The 21771-nt window shown below is 50.9% G+C and carries 17 protein-coding genes; 7 read left to right on the top strand and 10 right to left on the bottom strand.

The window, feature by feature from the left end; all coding sequences use genetic code 11:
* Positions 1-16: 16 nt before the first annotated feature.
* Positions 17-712 carry an L-ribulose-5-phosphate 4-epimerase gene (locus tag K9N57_07135; protein ID MCF7803945.1) on the bottom strand — a complete coding sequence of 232 codons (696 nt, stop codon included), beginning with the start codon at positions 710-712 and terminating at the stop codon, positions 17-19.
* A gap of 6 nt (positions 713-718) precedes the next feature.
* Positions 719-2374 carry a ribulokinase gene (locus tag K9N57_07130; GenBank protein ID MCF7803944.1) on the bottom strand — a complete coding sequence of 552 codons (1656 nt, stop codon included), beginning with the start codon at positions 2372-2374 and terminating at the stop codon, positions 719-721.
* Between the two features lie 527 nt (positions 2375-2901).
* Between K9N57_07130 and K9N57_07125 the strand changes: the two genes are divergently transcribed.
* On the top strand, positions 2902-4662 hold the full coding sequence (locus K9N57_07125) for a sodium:solute symporter (protein MCF7803943.1): 1761 nt from the start codon (positions 2902-2904) through the stop codon (positions 4660-4662).
* 415 nt (positions 4663-5077) lie between these two features.
* Here the strand turns inward: K9N57_07125 and K9N57_07120 are convergent, their stop codons facing one another.
* On the bottom strand, positions 5078-6121 hold the full coding sequence (locus tag K9N57_07120; protein ID MCF7803942.1) for an alcohol dehydrogenase catalytic domain-containing protein: 1044 nt from the start codon (positions 6119-6121) through the stop codon (positions 5078-5080).
* 17 nt (positions 6122-6138) lie between these two features.
* Complete coding sequence (gene malQ / locus K9N57_07115) at positions 6139-7644, bottom strand: 4-alpha-glucanotransferase (GenBank protein MCF7803941.1); 1506 nt, start codon at positions 7642-7644, stop codon at positions 6139-6141.
* Positions 7645-7834: 190 nt separating this feature from the next.
* On the opposite strand from malQ, the gene K9N57_07110 reads away from it, so the two are divergent.
* The 3 genes from K9N57_07110 (at position 7835) to K9N57_07100 (ending at position 10573) form a co-directional block, all read left to right on the top strand.
* A complete protein-coding gene (locus K9N57_07110; GenBank protein ID MCF7803940.1) occupies positions 7835-8116 on the top strand; it encodes an Lrp/AsnC ligand binding domain-containing protein in 282 nt (93 codons plus the stop codon).
* A 2-nt stretch (positions 8117-8118) separates the two neighbouring features.
* Positions 8119-9006 carry a VOC family protein gene (locus K9N57_07105; protein MCF7803939.1) on the top strand — a complete coding sequence of 296 codons (888 nt, stop codon included), beginning with the start codon at positions 8119-8121 and terminating at the stop codon, positions 9004-9006.
* Between the two features lie 373 nt (positions 9007-9379).
* Positions 9380-10573 (top strand): radical SAM protein, encoded by a 1194-nt coding sequence (locus tag K9N57_07100; GenBank protein ID MCF7803938.1) that lies wholly within the window; start codon positions 9380-9382, stop codon positions 10571-10573.
* Positions 10574-10743: 170 nt separating this feature from the next.
* Here the strand turns inward: K9N57_07100 and K9N57_07095 are convergent, their stop codons facing one another.
* The 4 genes from K9N57_07095 to K9N57_07080 form a co-directional block, all read right to left on the bottom strand.
* Positions 10744-11526 carry a DUF4249 family protein gene (locus K9N57_07095; protein MCF7803937.1) on the bottom strand — a complete coding sequence of 261 codons (783 nt, stop codon included), beginning with the start codon at positions 11524-11526 and terminating at the stop codon, positions 10744-10746.
* Between the two features lie 343 nt (positions 11527-11869).
* Positions 11870-14197, bottom strand: coding sequence for a TonB-dependent receptor (locus K9N57_07090; GenBank protein ID MCF7803936.1), 2328 nt, complete (start codon positions 14195-14197; stop codon positions 11870-11872).
* Between the two features lie 491 nt (positions 14198-14688).
* Complete coding sequence (locus K9N57_07085; protein ID MCF7803935.1) at positions 14689-15762, bottom strand: hypothetical protein; 1074 nt, start codon at positions 15760-15762, stop codon at positions 14689-14691.
* A gap of 576 nt (positions 15763-16338) precedes the next feature.
* The gene (locus K9N57_07080) at positions 16339-17322 is read right to left on the bottom strand and encodes a hypothetical protein (GenBank protein ID MCF7803934.1); all 984 of its coding nucleotides are present in this window, start codon (positions 17320-17322) and stop codon (positions 16339-16341) included.
* A 542-nt stretch (positions 17323-17864) separates the two neighbouring features.
* Between K9N57_07080 and K9N57_07075 the strand changes: the two genes are divergently transcribed.
* The 3 genes from K9N57_07075 to K9N57_07065 are packed head-to-tail and all read left to right on the top strand — an operon-like array spanning position 17865 to position 18997.
* Positions 17865-18209, top strand: coding sequence for a helix-turn-helix domain-containing protein (locus tag K9N57_07075; protein MCF7803933.1), 345 nt, complete (start codon positions 17865-17867; stop codon positions 18207-18209).
* Positions 18206-18688, top strand: coding sequence for a hypothetical protein (locus K9N57_07070; protein ID MCF7803932.1), 483 nt, complete (start codon positions 18206-18208; stop codon positions 18686-18688). The genes K9N57_07075 and K9N57_07070 overlap by 4 nt, the downstream gene beginning before the upstream one ends.
* Entirely contained in the window at positions 18689-18997 is a 309-nt protein-coding gene (locus K9N57_07065) for a hypothetical protein (GenBank protein MCF7803931.1), read from the top strand. It begins immediately after the preceding gene.
* Positions 18998-19398: 401 nt separating this feature from the next.
* On the opposite strand, the gene K9N57_07060 is transcribed toward K9N57_07065, so the two are convergent.
* Entirely contained in the window at positions 19399-20016 is a 618-nt protein-coding gene (locus K9N57_07060; protein MCF7803930.1) for a methyltransferase domain-containing protein, read from the bottom strand.
* A 314-nt stretch (positions 20017-20330) separates the two neighbouring features.
* On the bottom strand, positions 20331-21371 hold the full coding sequence (locus K9N57_07055; protein MCF7803929.1) for a site-specific DNA-methyltransferase: 1041 nt from the start codon (positions 21369-21371) through the stop codon (positions 20331-20333).
* Between the last annotated feature and the right edge of the window lie 400 nt (positions 21372-21771).

Genomic DNA, 21771 nt, shown 5'->3' with positions numbered 1-21771 from the left:
GTATAGAGTTGTTGCCTTAGTCCTGCCCGTAATACGCATCCTCGCCGTGCTTGCGGAGATAGTGCTTATCGATAATGGATTGCTTCAGACGTGGAATCTCCGGGTTAATTTGCCGCGTAAAAAGCGCCATTTTCGCCAGCTCCTCCAGTACTACGCTGTTGTATACGGCATCTTCCGGCGTTTTGCCCCAGGTGAAGGGGCCGTGCCTTGCGACCAAGACCATCTGAGTCTCCTCATAGGAAAGATCCTGGAAGGTATTCACGATTTGGTGGCCGGTCTCTTCCTCGTAATCGCCCTGAATCATCTCATCGCTCATCACTTCCGTGATTGGGACGTCATTCTGCAGATGATCCGCATGGGTCGTTCCAAAGATGGGTAATGGCTTCAGTGCCTGAGCCCAGGCGACGGAATAGGTGGAGTGCGTATGAACGATGCCGCCGATGTTCGGGAAATTTTTATAGAGGACGGCGTGAGTTTTGGTGTCCGAGGACGGCCTGAGATCGCCTTCGACCACGTTATAGTCCAGATCGACGATAACGATGTCCTCCGGCTTCAGCTTTTCGTAGTCGACACCGCTCGGTTTAATGGCGAACACACCTGCATCCCTATCGATTGCACTGACGTTCCCGAAGGTGTAGATAACCAGCCCGTGCTCGGGCAATTCCATGTTACATTCGTATACCTGCTCCTTTAAGTCCTGATATTTGCTCATAATCACCTAATAGGTAAAATCGTTTTCGATGAACTCGCCAAGTTGCTTGTACCGCTCGAACAGTTTCCGGTATTTTTCCACATTTTCCGGAATCGGGTGATATTCCTCGTCAAATCCCCATCCCATGGCGTCTTGTGCGTCTTCAATGGAATCGTAAATACCTGCCGCAGCCGCCGCTGCCATGGCCGAACCCAGCGCCGGTGCCTGATCGCAACTGGCGACCTTGATGCTCTGATTGTGTACGTCTGCCACCACCTGCATAATAAACGGCGACTTCTTTGGAATGCCACCCAGAGCAATAATGCCGTCGATGCGTGCGCCTTCCGATTCAAACCGATCGGCGATGGCTTTGGCGCCGAATGCCGTCGACTCCACAAGCCCCCGGAAAATTTTCGGAGCGCTGCTGCCGAGATTCAGCCGGGTGATGGCACCCTTTAGACGCTGGTTCGCGTCTGGTGTCCGTCGGCCGTTCATCCAGTCGGTGGCCACCACGCCGGATTCATCGATAGGTTCCTTTTCGGCGGCGTCCGTCAACGCCGGAATCAATTCGTTTTCCACCTTTTCTGCAAAATCGCCGGAATCAGCGAATTGCTCCACCGGCCACATCAGCACCGACTGAAACCAGGCATAAATATCGCCGAACGCCGATTGCCCGGCTTCCAACCCAACCATGCCCGGCAGGATGGACCCGTCGACCTGACCGGCGATGCCCTGCACGGTGGTATCGCCCAGTTCATCCGGCGGGATAATCATCATGTCACAGGTGGAAGTACCCATCACCTTACAGAGAATATGCGGCTTGATTTCGACACCGACGGCGCCCAGGTGCGCATCGAACGCACCGACACCGACCACGACATCTTCGGACAGTCCGAGCCGTTCCGCCCAGTCCGGAGTGAGCGTCCCAGCCGAGATATCCGCCGTGTAGGTCTCGATTCCGTACAGACGTTCGGGGAGCCCCTCCAACAGCGGATCCACTTCATGCAGGAATTCATCCGGCGGCAGACCACCCCACGATTCGTGCCACATGGCTTTGTGTCCCGCGGCGCACCGGCTGCGTTTCATCGTCAGCGGATCGGTATTGCCGGTTAAGAGCGCCGGCATCCAGTCGCAGTGTTCCACCCAGGAATACGCGGCCTCTCTGACCTTTTCATCGTGTCGCATGGTGTGCAGTATTTTCGACCAGAACCATTCCGAGGAATATATTCCGCCCTCATAGTGCGTGTAGTCGATGCCGCCCCAGGTGCGGGCAGTTTCGTTGATTTCTTCCGCTTCCTGAATGCCGGTGTGATCCTTCCAGAGAATGAACATGGCGTTCGGGTTTTCGCGAAATTCCGGGAGCAGTGCCAGCGGCGTGCCTTTTCTGTCCACGGCGACCGGCGTGGAGCCAGTGGTATCGATGGAAATACCGCGAATCCGTTCTGCTGTGCCGTCCGGTGCCTTTTTCAGCGCCTCCGTGATGGAAGATTCCAGCCCATCAATATAATCCTGCGGATGCTGACGGAACTGGTTATCTTCCGGGGCGCAATATTTGCCGTCCTGCCATTGTTTGTACCAGGAGACAGCCGTGGCGATTTCTTTTCCATCATCCGTATCGACAATAATTGCCCGGACAGAGTCTGTTCCGTAATCTAATCCGATAACATAATCAGAATTTTTCATGAAGGTTTGACCCCTTTATTGGGTTTAATAATGCCAGTCAGATTTTGGAATAAAATTACGCCGTATTCGAGAGATTACAAAATCGACCATTAGAGGCGGGAATCCTTGTCCTGTTCGGTGATTAGAGCAAACGGTTATAAACAAATAAACCGTTTCAAAGATATTTAAATTGTTTTATATTATTTTATCAAACCCGGTGTACCATTTCAAGCAGAAAATCCATTTTCGGGACTGCTATTAAAGAATAAACGCAGGATGTAGTACAAGACTCTCTAATTAAAATGCTGTCTGGACTACAAAATATTCTGTTGATTCTCGGGATGAGATCATCGTATACTTGGATAATCCGTCCTCGGTTTATTAATCCGGGTGGATACAATCTTCCAATTGAACAAAACCAAAATATTGCTGATAGATTTTCAAAACCGTCCGAGCAATCCGTAAATACTGCGTACTTGGCTGATGAGGTTGGACGGGAAACAGGCAGGATGCTTACGAACACATGACAGCGTAACAGGAGGAAGGTAATGGATACCGGAACACTGGGAACCATTGACTGGCTAATTATTGCCGGCTACTTTACCATAATTTTGGGAGTTGCCTGGTGGGTAATTCGTCAGAAACAGGACACATCGGAAGAATACTTTCTAGCTGGAAAAAATCTGGGTTGGTGGGTTGTGGGCGCCTCGATATTTGCGTCGAACATCGGCTCAGAACATATCGTTGGCCTGGCAGGTTCAGGCGCTACCGACGGTGTGGCTATGGCACATTATGAGCTCCACGCCTGGTGTCTCCTGGTGCTCGGATGGATCATGGTGCCCTTTTATATGCGCTCAAAAGTGTTTACCATGCCGGAATTCCTTGAGCGACGGTTTACGCCCAGTGCCCGGACCTTGCTTTCGGTTATCTCACTGATAGCCTATGTGCTCACAAAAATCGCAGTCGGGATCTTTGCAGGTGGCATCGTCTTTACCGTCCTGCTCCCGGATATCCATTTCCTTGGAATGAACAGCTTCTGGATCGGATCGATCCTGGTGATCATCCTGACCGGTATTTACACCATTCTCGGCGGGTTGAAGGCGGTGGCTATTACCGAGGCGATTCAAACAGTCGTCCTGGTCATTGGTTCATTTCTGGTGCTAATCTTTGGTTTGAAAGCACTGGGAGGCTGGGGAGAACTGAAGGCTATTGCCGGTGCGGAAATGTTCAATCTCTGGAAGCCGCTGGTACCTGAAGGGGTTGAAGGAACCTGGGCGCCGGTCGTAGAAACCGGAAAAATGGCTTGGTACTTCAATGGTAATTATCCATGGCTGGGGATGCTCTTCGCCGCGCCGATTATCGGATTGTGGTACTGGACCACTGACCAGTATATCGTCCAGCGTGCCCTGGGCGCGCCTGGTGAAAAAGAAGCCCGCCGTGGTTCCATTGCAGCTTCCTTCCTGAAACTGCTCCCGGTCTTTATCTTCATCATTCCCGGAATCATCGCCTTTGCACTGGCCAAGAGTGGGCAGGTTAATTCACTGCAGAATGCATTGCTTATGGCTGACGGAAGTGCCAATGTCGCGAATTCACAGGCGGCGTTTCCGCTGTTGGTCACGACGATTTTACCAGTCGGCGTCCGCGGTATTGTGGTCGCGGGACTCTTAGCGGCGTTGATGAGTTCGCTGGCCGGCGTATTTAACGCCTCATCAACCCTGTTTACTATGGACTTTTACAAACGCCTCCGTCCGGATGTCAGCGAGCGGCATCTGGTTTGGATGGGCCGGGTCGCCACTGCTGTTATGGTCTTGATTGGGTTAGCATGGATCCCCGTGATTCAGGGTGGTCGCGGTCTGTATGACTACCTGCAGGGCGTGCAGTCATACCTGGCGCCACCCATCTTCGTGGTCTTTTTCTTCGGTGTCTTTAACAAGCGCCTGAACAAATATGGCTGTATGGCTTCCATGATTTCCGGATTTGCCCTCGGGCTGTTCCGCCTGATCGTCGATACGCCTGCGGCGCTGATAGAAAATTTCCACTACACCGAAGGCTCCTTCTTCTGGTTTATCCACAATATCTACTTCCAGTACTACAGCCTGTTCATCTTTATCGTGTCGACGGTGGTACTGTACGTGGTAAGTTACAAGACGGAAGCGCCGTCCTACGATAAGATCAGCGGCCTGACCTATGGCACACTGACCGATAAAGACAGGGCGGAGACCAGAGAAAGCTGGAATGCCAAGGATGTGGTTTCCTCCGTTGTGGTCGTGGTGTTGATTGTTCTGGCTTACGTTTATTTCAGAGGCTAAGACTCAAAAAAATTCCATAGAAGGGAAAAGCCCTCCGGGGATCCAGACGGATTTCCGGAGGGCTTTATACCCCGGGGGACAATTCAAGGGATTAAGTTGCTCTCTCTCACTTTTTCCATATTCTATTAGATCACCCGTTTTTTTGATATCCCATAGGGATCCCTTCCGGAGAAAAATGGGTAGCCTCGTAGAGATCCCGCCGGGGGAAACTCAAAGCTAACACTCCTATGCCTATAAAGGCTTTTTTATAATTTCATCATGAATTTTTTTCAACACATAGTATCCAAAGGGGTGTTCAGACACTGAGTTTCCTGTGAACAACTATATTTTTTCGGATTGGAAGTGATTATTTGGCAATTGGTTTGTAACAGTTGAAGACTCGCGCACTTTCTGGTAACGATTCAGTTAAAGCTTATCAGGAATCCCCCAAAGCTATCATTGCTTTGACAACGCCGTCCTGATAATTCGCGACTAGATCAAACGCTTGGTTGGTTTCTGCCACGGGAAAGGTATGGGTGTGGAGTCGGGATTCGATTTCCGGGTACTGCTTTAATAGCTGGATTGCCGGTTTCATACAGTGATTTTGCCGACGCACGTTGACGATGGTAATTTCTTTCCGACGGAGAGCGCTTACGTCAAACGAAATGCGATGCTCGCTGGGAATGCCAACAATGACTAACGAGCCCCCCGGTTTCAAGAGTCGGATCCCCTGATCCAGTGCCTCCTGTTGGCCGCAGCACTCAAAGACGACGTCCAGGCCTTCAGGTACTTCGGTACGGATTTCTTTTACGATATCAACAGTCTCGGGATTTCCCGAGTAGACCGCTCCGGTCTCCCTGGCAATGTCGTTCCGGAAATCCAGCTTGTCCGTGGAATAAATATTTGTGGGGTTTTTATCTAATACACTGAAAAGTGTACCGAGGCCGATTGGTCCCGTCCCGAGTATACCAAGAGTTTTATCCTTGATCTTTCCTGCCAGTTGTGTCGCATAACAGCCTATGGAGAGCGGTTCCACCAGGCAGGCCCCGGCGAGCGATATCTCCCTGGGGACAGGATAGCAGTTTATTTCCGGCAGGATCACATAATCCGCCAGGGCGCCGGATTTCTGTCCCGGTGCTCCCATGAAGACGAGGTTGCGGCAGGTGTGGGGCCGTCCGGCGTTACACTGGTCGCAATCATAGCAGGAGACCGCCGGTTCGAGCGCTACCGGGTCGCCCGGCTTTACCGAGGTTACCTTCCGCCCCACTTCTTCGACTATACCGGAACATTCGTGCCCGATGACGAAGGGATAATCGACGATCTGACCGCCAATGCCGCCCTCTAGGAAATAGTGAATATCCGAACCGCAGATCCCGACGTGGGTGATGCGGATCAGCGCATCCGTTTCATTGGAAATTGCCGATTTTTCTTTTTCGATAAAATCAAATTGCCGGAGGCCGGTCAGGGCCATTGCGCGCATGGTTGTCCTCAGTATAGTTATTTTTTCCTGCCGAAAAATTCTGTGAGTTTCCGAAGGTGGCCGGAAACTTCCGGATTGATTGCATCCTGACTGACCCGCCATTCCCAGTTTCCCTGCGCAGTCCCGGGGATATTCATCCGGGCATCGCCGCCGAGGCCGAGTATATCCTGGAGCGGAATAATCACAGTGTTGGCGACAGACCTCATGCCCATCCTGATAAAGTCATTATGGATTTGATTGGCATCGGTATGATGGCCAAGATACCGGCGGAGTCGTTCCCTGGTTGCCGCGTCGATATCGTTTTCGTACCAACCGCGAACTGTATTGTTATCATGGGTGCCGGTGTATAGTACACAATGCTGAATATGGTTGTGCGGCGCGTACGGATTCACAGGCAGTTCGTCATCGAACGCAAACTGCAAAATGCGCATCCCCGGGAAATCGTACTTCCGGATAGTCTCCCGGACCTCCGGGGTAATGACCCCCAGATCTTCGGCTATGACATCGAGCGCCGGCGCGTATTTTTGGATCGTGGTGAAGAAATCATCGGTGGGTACCGTCATCCACTCACCGTTGACGGCCGTCTCTTCCGCTGCCGGAATTTCCCAATAAGCAATAAACCCGCGAAAATGATCGATCCGGACGGTATCATACAGTACAGCGTTTTGATTCAGTCGCGATATCCACCATTCGTAATTCCGCCGCCGCATAATATCCCAGCGATATACCGGGTTGCCCCATCTTTGGCCGGTTTCGCTGAAATAATCCGGGGGAACGCCTCCCACGTATGTCGGTTTTTTCCTCGAATCCAGTTTAAACAGTTCCTGGTTTGTCCAGACATCGGCGCTGTCATAACTAACGTAGTAGGGGATATCGCCGACGATTCGAATTCCCCCGTCGTTGCAATACTCCTTCAGGTCAGTCCATTGCCGGTAAAATATGAACTGTACGAAGCGGTGAAATTGGACGGTTTCGCTCAGCTGGCTTGCCAGATCCGTAACGGCATCAGGTTCCCGATCCCTGATTTCCGCTGGCCAGTCCGACCACGCCTTATCCCCAAAGTGATCTTTAAATGTGACGAACATGGCGTAATCGTCCAGCCAGTCCCGATGCTCTTTCCGGAATTTTTTGAATTCCGCATGCAACTGTTCTCCGGCGGACTGGAAGGCGCTATAGGCCTTGTGTAACCATTGCGATTTCAGAGAGGTGACCCGGGAAAAATCCACGTGGTGCTCAGGGAATGCCGGTTCAACTTCCAGATCACTTTCCTGTAGTAATCCCTGTTCGCAGAGAAGTTGTGGGCTGATGAACAATGGATTGCCTGCGAAGGACGACAGACTTGAGTACGGAGAATGACCACTAATACCGGTGGTCGGAGTTAAGGGGAGAATCTGCCAGTACGATTGACCGCCATCCTGTAAAAAGTCAGCAAACCGATATGCGACTGGACCGCAATCTCCAATACCAAAAGGTGAGGGAAGAGAAGAAATATGGAGCAGTATGCCGCTGCCACGTCTGTTCATAAAGTGCTCCGACTGTCATTATATTTTTAAATGTTGAGATGAAGCTACACGCTGAACACGTACAATCCAAGTCTCAAAGCATTCATGACAAATCCTAATCCATGCTATAATTCACGGTACTTTTTGACCTCCAAACCGTTTACATTAATTTAATCCAATGATAAAAATAACGTATGAAGGAGGAGAGAAGATGGTTACGGCAATTATACTGGTAAATTGTGACGGCCCGGAGATTAACAGCGTGGCCCAGAACCTGGCGGATTTGGAGGAGATTTCGGAGGTATACTCCGTCGCCGGACGGTACGATCTGGTAGCGATTTGCCGGGTAGACGAAAACGAAAAGCTGGCGAACCTCGTGACGAATACCCTTTCGGGATTCGAAGGGGTGGAATCCACCGAAACACTGACAGCTTTCCGGGTGTTCTCCCGGCACGATCTGGAGCGGATGTTCGCCATCGGGATGGAGGAATAGTTTTGTCTGCTGACGCAAAAAATAATCCCGGCGATGGATTTCGCATTCCGCCAGAGACGCACATCGGCACTGTATATTTAGCTGTCAACGATTTGGCAGGAATGACAGAATTTTACACGGAAACCTTCGGAATGGTGAAACTTGTTGAGTCGGAGGGAGAAATCATCCTTGGAACCGGCTCCGGAACGTCGATAGTCGCATTAACAGGCGATCCAAAGGCACCCAACCGGCCCCGCAGAACCACCGGCTTATTTCACATGGCAATCGTGCTTCCAACCCGGGCGGACCTGGCGAGTATGTTGCTCCGGATGCAGGAGAAGAATGCAATGCCCCGAGGCGCCGCGGATCATCTGGTAAGCGAGGCGCTCTACCTCTCCGATCCGGAGGGCAACGGCATTGAGATTTATTGTGATCGCCCAAAGGAGGAGTGGGAGTATTCCGATGACCAAGTCAAAATGGCAACCGAACCGCTCGACGTCGAAGACCTGATGAGTTCAACCGATAGCCGTATACCGCTGGAGCAAATCCCGGACGATACACGTATGGGACACATGCATCTCAACGTGAGCGATATTGAGGAAACAGAGCACTTTTATACTGATATACTCGGCTTTGATGTGATGGCACGCTACGGTTCGGAAGCCACATTCATGTCCGCCGGCGGGTACCATCATCACATCGGTGCCAACGTTTGGAACGGTCGCGGCGCTCCCTCACCGCCGGACGGCGCGCGGGGATTACAGTGGTTTGAACTGCTACTCCCGGACAAATCTTCGATGCGGGAAATCACGGCACGACTGGAACAGCACGGAATACCGTTTTACGAAGAAGACGGCGATATACTTGTGCGGGATCCGTCGGAGAATACGATTCGGTTTACCTTCTCCTGATTGGCCTGGTGTAATATAGACAAATTCTGAATTCGATAAATATGCAGGCAGAAGCCACTTCTTCTGTCGGTGATCGCTTTTAGCGTCACCGACAGTGGCCATAACTGTCAATTCGCTCCTGAGAAGGAAAAGACAGAGAATAACTTTGCGAGATTTCTCCTCCGCCACGTTCCAGTCTAAATGGCTTTTTCTTTCTATTATGAATGGGCTCTCAACTCTTTGACGGTAGAAAGACCTCACACCAGAAGATTGCGATGCCGCCCGGGGATGATTATACTTTCGAATAATGAAGGACTAAATTAAACAACAATAGACCCTTTCAGGGGTCAACGACCCTGAAAGGGTCACTATATATAAACAGGAATCCAAAACCATGAAACCCGTCACCGTCGATTCTCTTCTCATAGATAAATCCGTGAAGGATCATCAAATCACCAAAAATTATCTTGAGTCCCTCCCGAATGTAGAGGTGGAGTACGTGGAAAATCCGGACGAGCAGAAGGAGCAGTTCCTCCACGAGACCACATCCAATGGGAAGCGGAAGATCTTTCTCACCAAAAAGAAAGGACACGTACTGAAACAGTGTCCAGGCACGGATCGGTCGTACCGCTGCTGCAACTATCATGTGATTAACCAGACCTCAGGTTGTCCCATCGATTGTACCTATTGTATCCTGCAATTCTATCAGAACAATCCGGTGACGACTGTGTACGCCGACACGGAAAATCTGGCCATGGAGATTCACGAGAAGGTAAAGAGCCAGCCGGAGCGGTTCTTTCGGATCGGTACCGGGGAAATGACCGACTCGCTGGCGTTCGACGACTACAGCAAGTTCTCCAGGGAGATTATTCCGGTCTTCACCGCGTTGCCGAACGTGCTGCTGGAATTGAAAACCAAATCCAATACCGTCGACAATTTCCTGGATATGGATCACCAGGGGAAGGTCGTTTGCTCCTGGTCGGTGAATCCGCCTGACGTGGTGGCCGGCGAGGAGTTCAAAGCAGCGAATTTCCAGGAGCGACTGGAAGCCATGGCGAAGGTGCAGGAGCACGGATTCAAACTGGGACTGCACTTCGATCCGATTTTATACTATGAAGATTGGGAAAATGGGTATGAGTCGATTATCCAACGATTATTTGAGACAGTCGATCCGGATCGTATCACCTGGATTTCCATGGGCAGTCTGCGGTTTCCGCCGGAGATGAAGTCCAAGATCGTCTCCAAGTTTCCGAAGACGAAGATCGTATACCAGGAGCTCATCAAAGGGAACGACGGGAAGATGCGTTACGTCAAACCGTTGCGGCTGCAACTCTACCGCAAAGTTTACGACTGGATCCGCGAGTACGGCGGCGAGGATCTGTTTATTTACTTCTGCATGGAAAACGCCGAGATCTGGGAGCGGATTATGGGCTGGTCACCGGAGTCCAACGAACATCTCGATTACCTATTCGCCGAAAGCCTCTATAATCGCTTTCCCGAACTCATGGACGAGCCGCCCCGACGGGAAGTGTATGAATCCGGTACGCCGCTGCATCACGAGAAGGCGGCGGGGCATATGGGAATATAACGACAGTGCTAGAGTGTTCGTGTGTTTAAGTGTTCAAGTAAAAACAGAGGAGCTTCCAGGGTATTTCTTAATCTTAATCCTAATCTTACTCTTATTCGTTTTTTGTTAGTTGTTAGTTGTTAGTTGTTAGTGGTTCGTTGTTCTCTGTATCCTCTGCGGTGAAATAGGTTTTAGAATTGGTAGACCATCTTACTCACTGCCCCAAACACCCCGTACCCTCCCGAGACCGTCGTGACCGTTTCGCGATACGTCTGTGGCTTGATGGTTATGGGTGCAGTGATGTACTCCATCATATTAGATTCATAGCCATAGATTTCCAGAGATTGCGGGGATCCGGCAGTGCCGGAATAATTTATGCTTATATTAATTTCGCCTGAATGGGCAGGAAACCGGCGGACGGAAACGGTCGCTTTTTCACAGATGAGATATATTTCGTACAGTGCAATTCCCGGCACCTCTTCCAGCGTAAAATTCACGGTATTCCCCGATATACTCACCGAAGCGGAGTCGAGCATCGGCGATCCGGGAACAACAACCTCGCCGGTCACATCAGGAAGATCGCTCCCGGTAATGGTCAGTGAATATTTTGCGCAGGCTTCGGGTTGAAATGAAGGTGCAGAATAAATTTTACCTCGGAGACTGTCTTCCGTTAGTGTGAACTGAGTAGTTTCCGCCGCCGACTCCTCACGTAGTTGAACGGTGACGCCCTCCACAACCGGCGTAAACTCATCGGTGATTTCCGTGAGTTTAAACGCCTCCTCCACCCGAATAAAGGATGAACCGGCTGTCCCGTCATTCCGCAACACACCTAAAATATTATACCCCGGCTCGAACTCCGTCTCGATGATATCCTTCGGCTGAGGCCCCGGATCGGTGGGGAGGGAGCAGGTGGTCGTCAGGAACGCGATTGTTCCTATGATTATCAGGTTCTTTACGTTATTGAGAATATCCATAATCAGTTATTTCGTATTGCGTACTGCGTATTGCGTAGCGCGGTACATTGGTGTTTTCCTTTTAAACGCTTACACAACTCCATCCCTTAATCCCTTCCTCTTCAGAAGAGGAAGGGAAACGAGTTTCGATAGGCTCGGAAAATCGTCTCTCCCTCTCTTCGAAGAGAGGGAGAACAAGAGGGTGAGTTGTGTTTTTAAAACAATTTCTTCAGTGTCTTCGGTGTTTTCAGTGTTTAATCAGTTTTATCTTTGCGATTTTCTTTGCGTTCTTGGCGGCTTGGCAGTCTATTTGTTGTTGTATCTGCGGTTATCGGTTGTTTCTGCGTCATCTGCGTGCTATTTCTCAGAACTTAATCACATATCCCGCCGCCACGATCGGCACCGGAAGAAAGTCGTACCCAAAGTAGCCGTAGTCCGGGATGTAGAAATACATCCAGGGATTCCGCCACAGGAAGAGCAGGTTCTGGACGGTCAGCGTAAAGTAGGCGTTGTCAGAGCCCAGATATTCCGCCAGATGCTTGCCGAAGCCGCTCCGGAGGCGCTTTTTCCACCCGATATCCAGCACCAGTCGCGGCGGATACCGCACGTTGTTCTTCGCCGGCGTAATGTTGATAGGGTACGCGCCGTAACTGTTCTCCCTGGGATTGTAGTTGAAGTGATTCACCTGCCCTGTCTCCCAGGTCTTGGGAAATCCCGACGTCAACTGAAACGTCACACTGCCGGTAATATCTTCGGTAAAGTTGTACAGCGCTACTGCCTTGATGTTATGCGGCTGGTCGCCATCATATAGATAGGTTCTCCCGTTCATGATGGACGGATACCGGCGAGTTGCCTTCGACCAGGAATACCCCGCCCATCCGGAGAGTTTGCCCCACGATCCCTTAAACAGGAACTCAATGCCGTACGCCTCGCCCTCGCCGCGCTCCAGCACTGCCTGGTATGCATAGATGGAGCGGGCCGTGCTGCTGTAGTCGAACCGGTAGAGCGTCGGCATCCACTTGTAGTAGGCGGTGACGGTATAATCTAGGTGCTCGGAGATTGTACCCTCCAGTCCCGCAATGTGATGAATCGACGTGAGCGGTGTCTTCTCGCCCAGCGGATAGTAGTAATCCAGGAACTGGCTCAGCTCGTAATCCTGGCTGTTCATTGCGGTGATGTACTGGTAATAGCGCCCCCACGCGAGCTTTAGCGACGCCCTCGGAAGTTTGAACACCGCGGACAATCGCGGCTCGGCCCGCCACTCCGGGTGATCCCAAAACCGGCTCATCCGGACGCCTGCCTTCCCGATGAAGCGTCCGATTTCCAGCTTATCCTGGAAATACAGGGCGTGGAGCTGCGGCGACAGTTTGTCGCCTGCAGCCGCCGCGCCGGTTTCGCCAACCTGATTCATGAATTGGTAAAACGTCCCCTCGTAGCCAAGTTTCAGCGTCTGCCGCCACGGCGTGTAAGCCGTGATTTCGGACTTCACTGTGTAATCCGACACACTGTTTTGCACGTGCGTCCGGTAGTCCAGAATTACATCAGCATTTTCGGTGGTGTCCTCGAAGTTAAATGTGAAAAAATTGATATTGTCGACGTCGAAACCAGAATAATACAGGTGGGACTCCCACACCAAATCCGGGTTCAACAGCACGCGGGATTGCAATCCGGTGGCCAGGTTGGAGGTGTTGGTCTTATAGCCGACGCTCAGATCCCGAAAAATCTCCTCGTCGAAATATAGGTTAAACCGCGCAAAGTCGTAGTCCATGTAATCTCTGGCATAGAATGCCGAAAGCCGGAGCTTGGTGCGGCCCTTCGTCACCTGGTACGCCGCGTTGAAATCCGCCATCACATTTGGAATCCCCAGGAGGATTTTGTTGGTCAGCGAACTCAACAACCGGCCGGAGACCATGGCAGTACCACCGGATTTCACGGGAAATTCAATCGCCCCGGTGATGCCGGAGGTCGAGGGACGAAATTCGCCGTGAACTTCCTCCTGGTGCCCTTCTCTGGTGGCGATATTCAGGATGGAGGAATTCCGTCCGCCGTACTCGGCGCCGAATCCGCCCATGAGCATCTCGATATTCTTGATGGCGTAGGGATTGAAAATCGCCTGCATACTCAGCGCGTGCTGCGGATTGTAGATGGTCATGCCGTCCAGCTGCACCAGATTCTCGCCGGAACTCCCCCCGCGGACGTAGTAGAGCGGCGAAATCGCATCGGAAATCGTGACACTTGGCGAGTACTTGATGACCTGGAACACGTCCTTGTTCAGCTGGGGCACCTCCTTGAGGACGATCGGCTCCACCTGGAAGCTGGCGATGTCGGTCTCCGGAGCGATAAGTTGTCCCCGCCGCCCGGACACTTCGATGGCTTCCCCCTCGATGGCCGTCGGTTGCATTTCCACGTTCCCCAGGAAGATGTCGTCCCGGCCCACCTCCACCGTTCTGCTTTTTTGTTCATAGGCGACGTGGGAAAACAGAAGCGTGACTTCACCGGCTGAAACCCGCGAGACGGAAAAGAATCCCCTGGTATCCGTGGCGGAGCCCAGCTCCGTATCCTTCACCATCACATTCATCCCGATGATGGTTTCGCCGGTTTCGGCATCGACCACGTAGCCGGAAATTGTCGCGGCGGTCACCGGTAGAGATGTGAACATTACTACAATTAATATTTTTAGTATTGCTCTCATTCTCATTTTGTCTCGTATTACGTACTGCGTATTGCGTAAAACAACAGTTTTCTAGTGTTCAAGTGTTCAAGTGTTCGGGTGTTCACGTGTTCGAGTAAAACCGCCTGCTCCCCGTAGCCTTGGCGGAGGAGAGTGTTTCAGAGCTATTTTGTTATAGTTGTGGGTTTTCTTAATCTTACTCGTCCCGCAGGTATCCCTTCAGGATACTCTTAATCTATTTTGTTCGTTGTTAGTAGTTAGTCGTTTGTTGTTCCTCGGTTACGGTGTTCTGATTCAAATATCTAAATCCTACAAAAATTTCCTACTTTTATAACGAACCACTAACCACCAACATAAACCCTCTTAAGAGGGAACTACCAACAGGTCTTTCTGTTTTTCAGTGTTTAACCTGTCTTTTTTTTAGCGGTTTTCTCTGCGTTCTTTGCGTCTCTGCGGTGAATCTTTACCTGTGATCATCCGCTGTTTCAGCGTTTATCCATGTTCTATTTGTTTCACGGCAATCGCGCCCCGATCGTCACCAAAATCCCCGGTTCGAAGCGCTCCGTCACCTCCGGCAGGATATTCACGCTCTGATGCAGGCCGATGCCGGCGTAGACTCCCCTGTAATACTGCGGTCGCCACTCGATAGTCTGTGCAAAACTCAGGTTCACCAGGAAAAGATTGTACCACGGCACATGGTCGAATTTCTGCTCGTTGAACTGGTTGAACCCCAGCCGGAATGTCCCATCGACTCTCGCTAGCCAATTCTGGGATAATCTGTGATACCACTGGAGGTCGTTGCCGCCAATAGCCACCGATTCCCGCTCGGACGAATTTCGGTAATAGATGCTCGGTACGCCCCGCAAATAATTTGTTTGCTGATCGGCGGGATAGTAGAGCGACAGCCGGGCATCGATGGCGTAGCCGTCCGGATACACTATCATATCGACCCACGGGCGAAGTACCCGGCGATACGGGCGGATTGCTTCCGGCACATGATAATCTTTGGTAATCAGCGCGCTCTGCTGTTCGATGAGCCACTCGCGCATCAATTGTGCGATAGTTTGATCCAGAGCCTCTTTCCGGGCCGGCTTGCGTTTTTCCTCCCACTGCCACACGCTGAGTATATCACCGGATTTGTCCACCAGACGCGTCTCGGCGTTCAACATCCAGCCGGGCGCAAAGAACGGCTTGGAGTCGTACCAGAGATCCAGATGGTTGATTTGCAACGTCACATCCTTGGAATTTACTGAAGCACCGAGAAATCTGTGGAAAACCTCCGAGAGTGAATCATCCATGGTCAAATATTGATCAACGGGGATGACCAGGTATTTATCGATTTGATGAATATCCAGGATGCAGCCGGGCAATTTCCGGTTGTCGGTTACTCTGAGACCTGTAGCTGAAGCCGGCTCCTCCTGTGCAAACTCCAGGGGAATGTGTAGTGTATCGGCGATGAGCTCGTCAGGATCAATGATTTGTCCCGAAAGGTTTCCCGGAACGGATTGGATAAGGATGACCAGGAAGAGGAATGCGGCGAGAGGTGTAGTCGCCCGATGTGTGAAAACTGCGTCTGGATTCGACATTGAAGTTTTGACTTCTCCGGTTTAGAACTTCCAATAATCTAGGCAAATAACGGCTGAATGCAATGGGAAAGGGAAGTCTGCTGCCGACGACCGCTGTCAGCGTTGTTGGCAGTGATTCCGATTAATCGTCACCAATCCCGCCGGCGGGAAACGGTGACAAGGGAGTGGCGAATTAGCCCACCTTGGAATAAAATTCCAGGGCTCGAAAATGATTAGCCTCGCAATCTCATTGCGAGGAGGACTCTGCAGGATTCCACATAGAGTCCGGGTGTATGGGACGAACAGTAGTTCAATTAGCCGGAGATGTAGTACGCCCCGGCGAACGGAATCTCCGGATAGAAAAGGTGGTAATTACCAGATTTCTCGACTCCTCCGATAAATTCGGAGTCGCTCGAAATGACTAGTTTTTCTTAAAGTTAATAGTTGAGTCATCCTGAGCGGAAGCCCGGAGGGCTTAAGTCGCCCCACAGGGATCCCTACGGGAAAGGATCTCGTTATCAAGGGTTAGGAGATCAAAATACGAGATTCCTCCGTTCCGCTACGTTCGGGTCGAAATGACAGGTTTGTGGTGCTCCTCTAAGAATCCTCCAAATGAAATTCTGCCATCTGGTTGGGGTAGTCCACGATAATCCGAAAATACTGAAATGCCGATCCGCCCACCGCGCCGTAGATGGGTTTATCCATCCACCGGGACATGCGCCCGGTAAAACTTTTATCAGGACGTTTGGTGAACCAGACCGGTCCGACCTCATAGCCGGCAATTCCGACCTCCGGCACCTGAATCATTGGCATACCTGTTTGCCGCTCCGCATTTTCAATAACCTCCCATTCGGGATGGGCTTCCTGCCATCCGGTAAATATGGAATCGATGATGAAGCATGTGCCAATCTCCGAAATATTCGGATATCCCAATTGCTCGGCGGCGCCAGCCTTTGCCAGGGCGGTTGCGCCGGTATCGAACAGGACATCGATGGAATCGCCGTCGACTTCTATGGTCATCCTTGGAAAATGTGTTGTCTTGTTTCCGTCAGGTCCGGTATAGAATCCCAGATGAACCGTGTGTTTATCCGACCGACCCGTCCAGGCCATCTCTGGGATTATGGATAATGATTGTCCCGGATAATCGAACTCCCAAATCCGGGTTGCGAACCACGGAGCACCCAGAAATCCGGTACCGCCAGGCTTGAGTAATTGATGTGGCCTCCGGACTCCGAGTTTGTTCCCAAACGCGCTGGACGATTTCGGCGGTAACGGGATTTCCGCCTCGGCTGAAAAATCCGGGAGCGAAGCGACGGCCCCGGTTTGCCCACGCATTTGCCGTTGCATGGTATCCAACTCCAGACTTTTAACCACCGATGGCCACACCATATTAACGCCTCCACCGGTATCGGTATAAAAGCGTAGTGTATCGCCGGATTGAGTGACCGGCGTTACGTATATTCGATTGGCCTGAAAATCTGCCGGCAGTTCCTTTTTAACCAGATCTCCGGCTCCGGCCTGGAGCAGGATTACTACGGTAAAAGACAGAACGATGGAGAACGATTGAATGATATACTTCATATATTGCTCCTTATTATTGCCTCTCTTTTTCACACTCAAATCAAGAAAACACAATCGCATCGTAAGTACATACTTACACGACGAAAGTGAAAATAATGCTCAGCCTTTGTTTTTCAAGTTCGAATTTGGCCGGTTATTATACTGGACCCTTTCTTTCCATGATAGGCTAGGCAATATACACCCGGAATATTTGTTGACGAGAGATATGTTGACCCTTTCTGGGGTCAGCGACCCAGAAAGGGTCTCAGGTGTCCAATGCACAATTGTTATGATCAGGAACAGATAGTAACTGAAGTGTTCGGATATGGAGCGCTTTCAGAATTTCCAGCGAAAAAGTGGCGTCCTGACGAGATTTCTCGACTCCTCCGATAAATCGGAGTCGCTCGAAATGACTGAGGTTTTGAAGATTTATAGAATGAGTCATCCTCATCGAACGGAGCGAGTCGCGGGATTTCGACATCAAATTGATCTGTTGCAAAAAGTTGATAAATTTATATATTTCTACAGTTATCGAAATATCAAAATAAAGAAGAAAAATTGAAATGGATTCACACACATTCGCACAAATCGCCAAGGCACTTTCCGATCCCAAACGGGTGGAATTACTTCAGGCACTGGAGGAAAAAGCAATACAGTGTAACGATTATCAATGCTGCGACCTCTCCGAAAAGTGCTGCAACGTCGGCGAAATCACCGACCGGATCGGTCTGGCAATCTCCACGACCTCGTATCATCTAAAGGAGCTGAAGCGCGCCGGACTAGTGCAAACATCCAAGCGCGGTAAGCAGGTCTACGTGGAACTAAATTTTCCGCTGTTTCGGGAATTAAGCGACTATTTCGAGTCGTTTCTCGAACCAATTCAACCAGAAACGGAGGTAACACCATGAATACATCAATAAAGGACGGATTCATATACGGACTGCTCGCCACCCTGGCGATGACCGTTATTATGTTGCTAAGCGTGGCGACGAAAATCTCCCCGATGCCGGCACCGATTCCGGTCGCCCTGGTGAAAACGCTTCTGGGCGCTATGCCGAAACCGGCGTTGATGGCGCTTGGTATGATCGCCCACTTCATCTATGGCGGGATTGCCGGGAGTATCTTTGCCTGGCTGTTTTCAAACAGAACACTGGGTGTCGGTTTTCTCTGGGGCGCCATCCTGTGGCTGATTATGCAGGTGGTTTTTCTGCCGATTCTCGGATGGGGAATTTTCGGTTCGAATATCACACCGAAGATTGCTGTAGCCACGTTAATTCTGCATTTGATTTACGGCGGAACAATCGGATGGTTGTTCGCCAGGAACGCCGGAACCGTCTCATCCGAAGGCACCGGTGCTTCGATCAATTCGGAACGGATGAACCTCTGAATGAGCAAAAAGCCCATCGCCTGTGACCTGTCCGTTTTCAATGAGACGGAGCGGGAGCGCCATGCGTATCTTGCCGAACACTTTCAGTCTGATGTTCTGGGCAAAGAAGAAACCGATGACGGATTCCGGTTCAAATATCCGGCATCTCAATCTCACCTGGAACGGCTTATCCTGTGGATCGATATGGAGCGACGATGCTGTCCGTTTTTAGATTTCAAGATCGAGATTAAAGGGAATGCGGAGACCTGTTGGGTGTCGTTGACCGGAAATGACGGAGTAAAGGAATTTCTCCGGGAAACGATAAATTAAAAACTACTGCCAACGACCGCTGTCGGCGTCGTTGGCAGTAGTTAAAAGCAACCGTCACCGACGCTTTAAGCGATCGGCGACGGGAGAACTCATAGATCCCCGGTATTTCTCTCGAAAGACCGTGATACTTTGGGAGGAGCCCTACCGATCTTCCGGGAATCAGCCTGTCGGATGAGCGTTGACGTGGCGCGAGCTGTGGAATCACCAATAAGCCATGCACCTACACGGGGCTACCGGGGCAAATGAGCCTGAAATGCAATGCCCCTGGTATCGAATTTATCGGCGCTTGATTGCTGCGGGGTATCCTCAAATACTGCTTTGCGCCAGACAACCTCGAACCCTTCAAAACCGATCTCACGAAACAATTCTTCCAGCTCTGCTTCCAGCAGAGCACCGGCTATTCACCCGGTCCACAGGTCAATATCGGATTTCGCCTCTTCGGACACAGCGCGTTTAACCTTGATGTCGGCGATCTGGAGCCGGCCACCCGGTTGAAGCACCCTGTCCATTTCCTGCACCGCCTGGACTTTATCCGGGATTAAGTTGAATACGCCGTTGGATATGATGACATCTGCCCAATCATCGGGTACCGGGAGTTCCTCTGCCTGTCCTTTTCGAAACTCGACATTTTCTAGCTGCATTTCCTGTTTTCCCCGCCGGGCTTTTTGTAACATAGCAGGCGTCATATCCACACCGATAACATAGCCGTTCTCACCTACCATCTGAGCTGCGACAAGGCTATCCATACCTCCCCCAGAACCGATATCCACGACCCGCTCTCCGGGCTGCAATGCCCCTGAAAGGAAGGGGTTCCCGGTGCCGGAGAACGAGGCGATCACCGATTTAGGAATCGCTGTAAGCCACCGCTCTTCGTATTCCATGAGTGCGACTGCTCGTCGTCCGGTATGAAAATGAAACCCACGATCAGGCTCCGTGGCGACGGTGGCATATTCTTTCTGGATTTCTGTACGCAACTCGCTGAAATCTATATCCGGGGCAGTACTGGTTTGCGTCTCCATGATGATTCCCCCTTGTATTCTATTGACACTTACACTTATAGGAATAATTTCAAAGTTAAATATATAAATAATAATAAGATACGTGTCAACCGGTGATTTTTATCTGCAAGATGATATCAGTCCTGAAGGACACTGCCGGGGACTGCGTTTAACCTAGTTGACAGTTTAGTCGTTTGTAGGCAGTCGCCTGAATACTGTTACCGATGCCTGAGACGATCCGTGAGGATTGAGTGACCATTTTACCTTGCGTTGGAATAAAATGGCAAATCTCGAATATAATGATTAGCCTCGCAATCGTATTGCGAGACATGGTTTCAACCTCTTTGATATTCTACCCGATACACATTTTTACTGGGATGGGTTACGGTGTGAATCTTCCGCATGCGCAACGCCCTCTCCTGTCGGCTCACCACCGGCGTATCATGGTAATCGTTTTGATACTTCAACGGTTTTTCGCGCTGAGCAACGAACTTTGTATGACTGTGCAATCGATCGCTTACAATCCGTTCCGATAATTCCGACACCTTTTCAATTTGGGATTCGATACGCTGACGGAATTCCGCATCGATTTCCACGCCGATACTATTCCGCTCTCCTACCATAGATGCCAGGATCGTCGTGCCGGTCCCCAGAAATGGATCGAGCACCGTATCTCCCTTCACGGAGAACATATTGATCAGCCGGTATGCCAGCTCGAGCGGGAACGCGCCGCTTCTTTTGCGCAATTGCGTATCGTTCAATTCCTGACCGATGCCCTTCAAATCCATCCAGACGTCGGAAAACCATTTGTTTCTCTCTTCCCAGAAGAAGGCGCTCTCGCGGCGGTTCTGCTTTTCTTCTTCGGCGCGAAAGACTCGTTTACCGCCTTTTCGGAATACCAAGATATACTCATGCTCCAGTGTCACATAAGCGCCGGGCGGTAGCATCCCGGAGCCCATGAATTTGGTCGGCGAGTTGGTGGGCTTCCGCCAGAGGATGTTCGGCAGATTCTGCAATCCCAGTGATTCGCATTGCCGGATAATTTCAGCATGATTCGACCACAGCCGAAAATCCCCGCCCACCGTTCGGGTCGCATCGCCGATATTGATGCAGAGCATCCCGCCGGGACTCAACACTCGCGTGCATTCTGTCCAGACTTTCTCCAGTTCACCGTGCATCAAATCAAATGCACGGCTTCCCTCTTCATTGGAGAGCGCTGCGCCGATCTCCGGATTCATCTTTGCGAAAATTTCGTCCCACATCTCGATCATCGGGTACGGCGGCGAGGTGACGATTAACTGAATGCTCTTATCGTCGATACCGTCCAGTGAGCGGGCGTCTGTGAAGTGGAGTGTGTGAGTGGTTAATCTGACCATAGTGTTAAAGTGTTCGGGTGTTCTTAAAGTAAGTGTTAGCGTGCTAGCGTGTTACGGTGTTATTGTTAAAAACTGTTATGCGTCTTGCGTCCTCAGTCCTGTGTCCATCATGACTATCATGTTGGTAGTACCCGCTTTAGCGGGATTTGTTAGTCCCCAGGGGATCCCCTTCCGGGATTATTTGTCGTTCGTTGTTGGTTTTGTTCTTTTCGGTGTTTTTCAGTGTTTAATCTGTCCTTCTTTTTGGTTTTTATCAGCGGTCATCCGCTCAATCTGCTCCGGTAGGAGTCCCTCCCGGGACGTTTATTTGCGTGCTATTAAAATAGTTCAGGGAAAGCCCGAAGTCTAGCACAATCCCACACCATTTCCCTTGCCAGAGATGCCAAACTCCGGTAAGTTT

The sequence above is a fragment of the Candidatus Neomarinimicrobiota bacterium genome, from assembly GCA_021734025.1.
Taxonomy (GTDB): Bacteria; Fidelibacterota; JAANXI01; order JAANXI01; family JAANXI01; genus JAANXI01.
This window is presented reverse-complemented; position numbering and strand designations above follow the sequence as displayed.

Coding starts and splice junctions, on each gene's coding strand:
- K9N57_07125 (MCF7803943.1), top strand. CDS start 2,902: ATGGATACCGGAACACTGGGAACCATTGACTGGCTAATTATTGCCGGC.
- K9N57_07135 (MCF7803945.1), bottom strand. CDS start 712: ATGAGCAAATATCAGGACTTAAAGGAGCAGGTATACGAATGTAACATG.
- K9N57_07110 (MCF7803940.1), top strand. CDS start 7,835: ATGGTTACGGCAATTATACTGGTAAATTGTGACGGCCCGGAGATTAAC.
- malQ (MCF7803941.1), bottom strand. CDS start 7,644: ATGAACAGACGTGGCAGCGGCATACTGCTCCATATTTCTTCTCTTCCC.
- K9N57_07095 (MCF7803937.1), bottom strand. CDS start 11,526: ATGGATATTCTCAATAACGTAAAGAACCTGATAATCATAGGAACAATC.
- K9N57_07085 (MCF7803935.1), bottom strand. CDS start 15,762: ATGTCGAATCCAGACGCAGTTTTCACACATCGGGCGACTACACCTCTC.
- K9N57_07060 (MCF7803930.1), bottom strand. CDS start 20,016: ATGGAGACGCAAACCAGTACTGCCCCGGATATAGATTTCAGCGAGTTG.
- K9N57_07065 (MCF7803931.1), top strand. CDS start 18,689: ATGAGCAAAAAGCCCATCGCCTGTGACCTGTCCGTTTTCAATGAGACG.
- K9N57_07055 (MCF7803929.1), bottom strand. CDS start 21,371: ATGGTCAGATTAACCACTCACACACTCCACTTCACAGACGCCCGCTCA.
- K9N57_07090 (MCF7803936.1), bottom strand. CDS start 14,197: ATGAGAGCAATACTAAAAATATTAATTGTAGTAATGTTCACATCTCTA.
- K9N57_07100 (MCF7803938.1), top strand. CDS start 9,380: ATGAAACCCGTCACCGTCGATTCTCTTCTCATAGATAAATCCGTGAAG.
- K9N57_07070 (MCF7803932.1), top strand. CDS start 18,206: ATGAATACATCAATAAAGGACGGATTCATATACGGACTGCTCGCCACC.
- K9N57_07130 (MCF7803944.1), bottom strand. CDS start 2,374: ATGAAAAATTCTGATTATGTTATCGGATTAGATTACGGAACAGACTCT.
- K9N57_07075 (MCF7803933.1), top strand. CDS start 17,865: ATGGATTCACACACATTCGCACAAATCGCCAAGGCACTTTCCGATCCC.
- K9N57_07120 (MCF7803942.1), bottom strand. CDS start 6,121: ATGCGCGCAATGGCCCTGACCGGCCTCCGGCAATTTGATTTTATCGAA.
- K9N57_07080 (MCF7803934.1), bottom strand. CDS start 17,322: ATGAAGTATATCATTCAATCGTTCTCCATCGTTCTGTCTTTTACCGTA.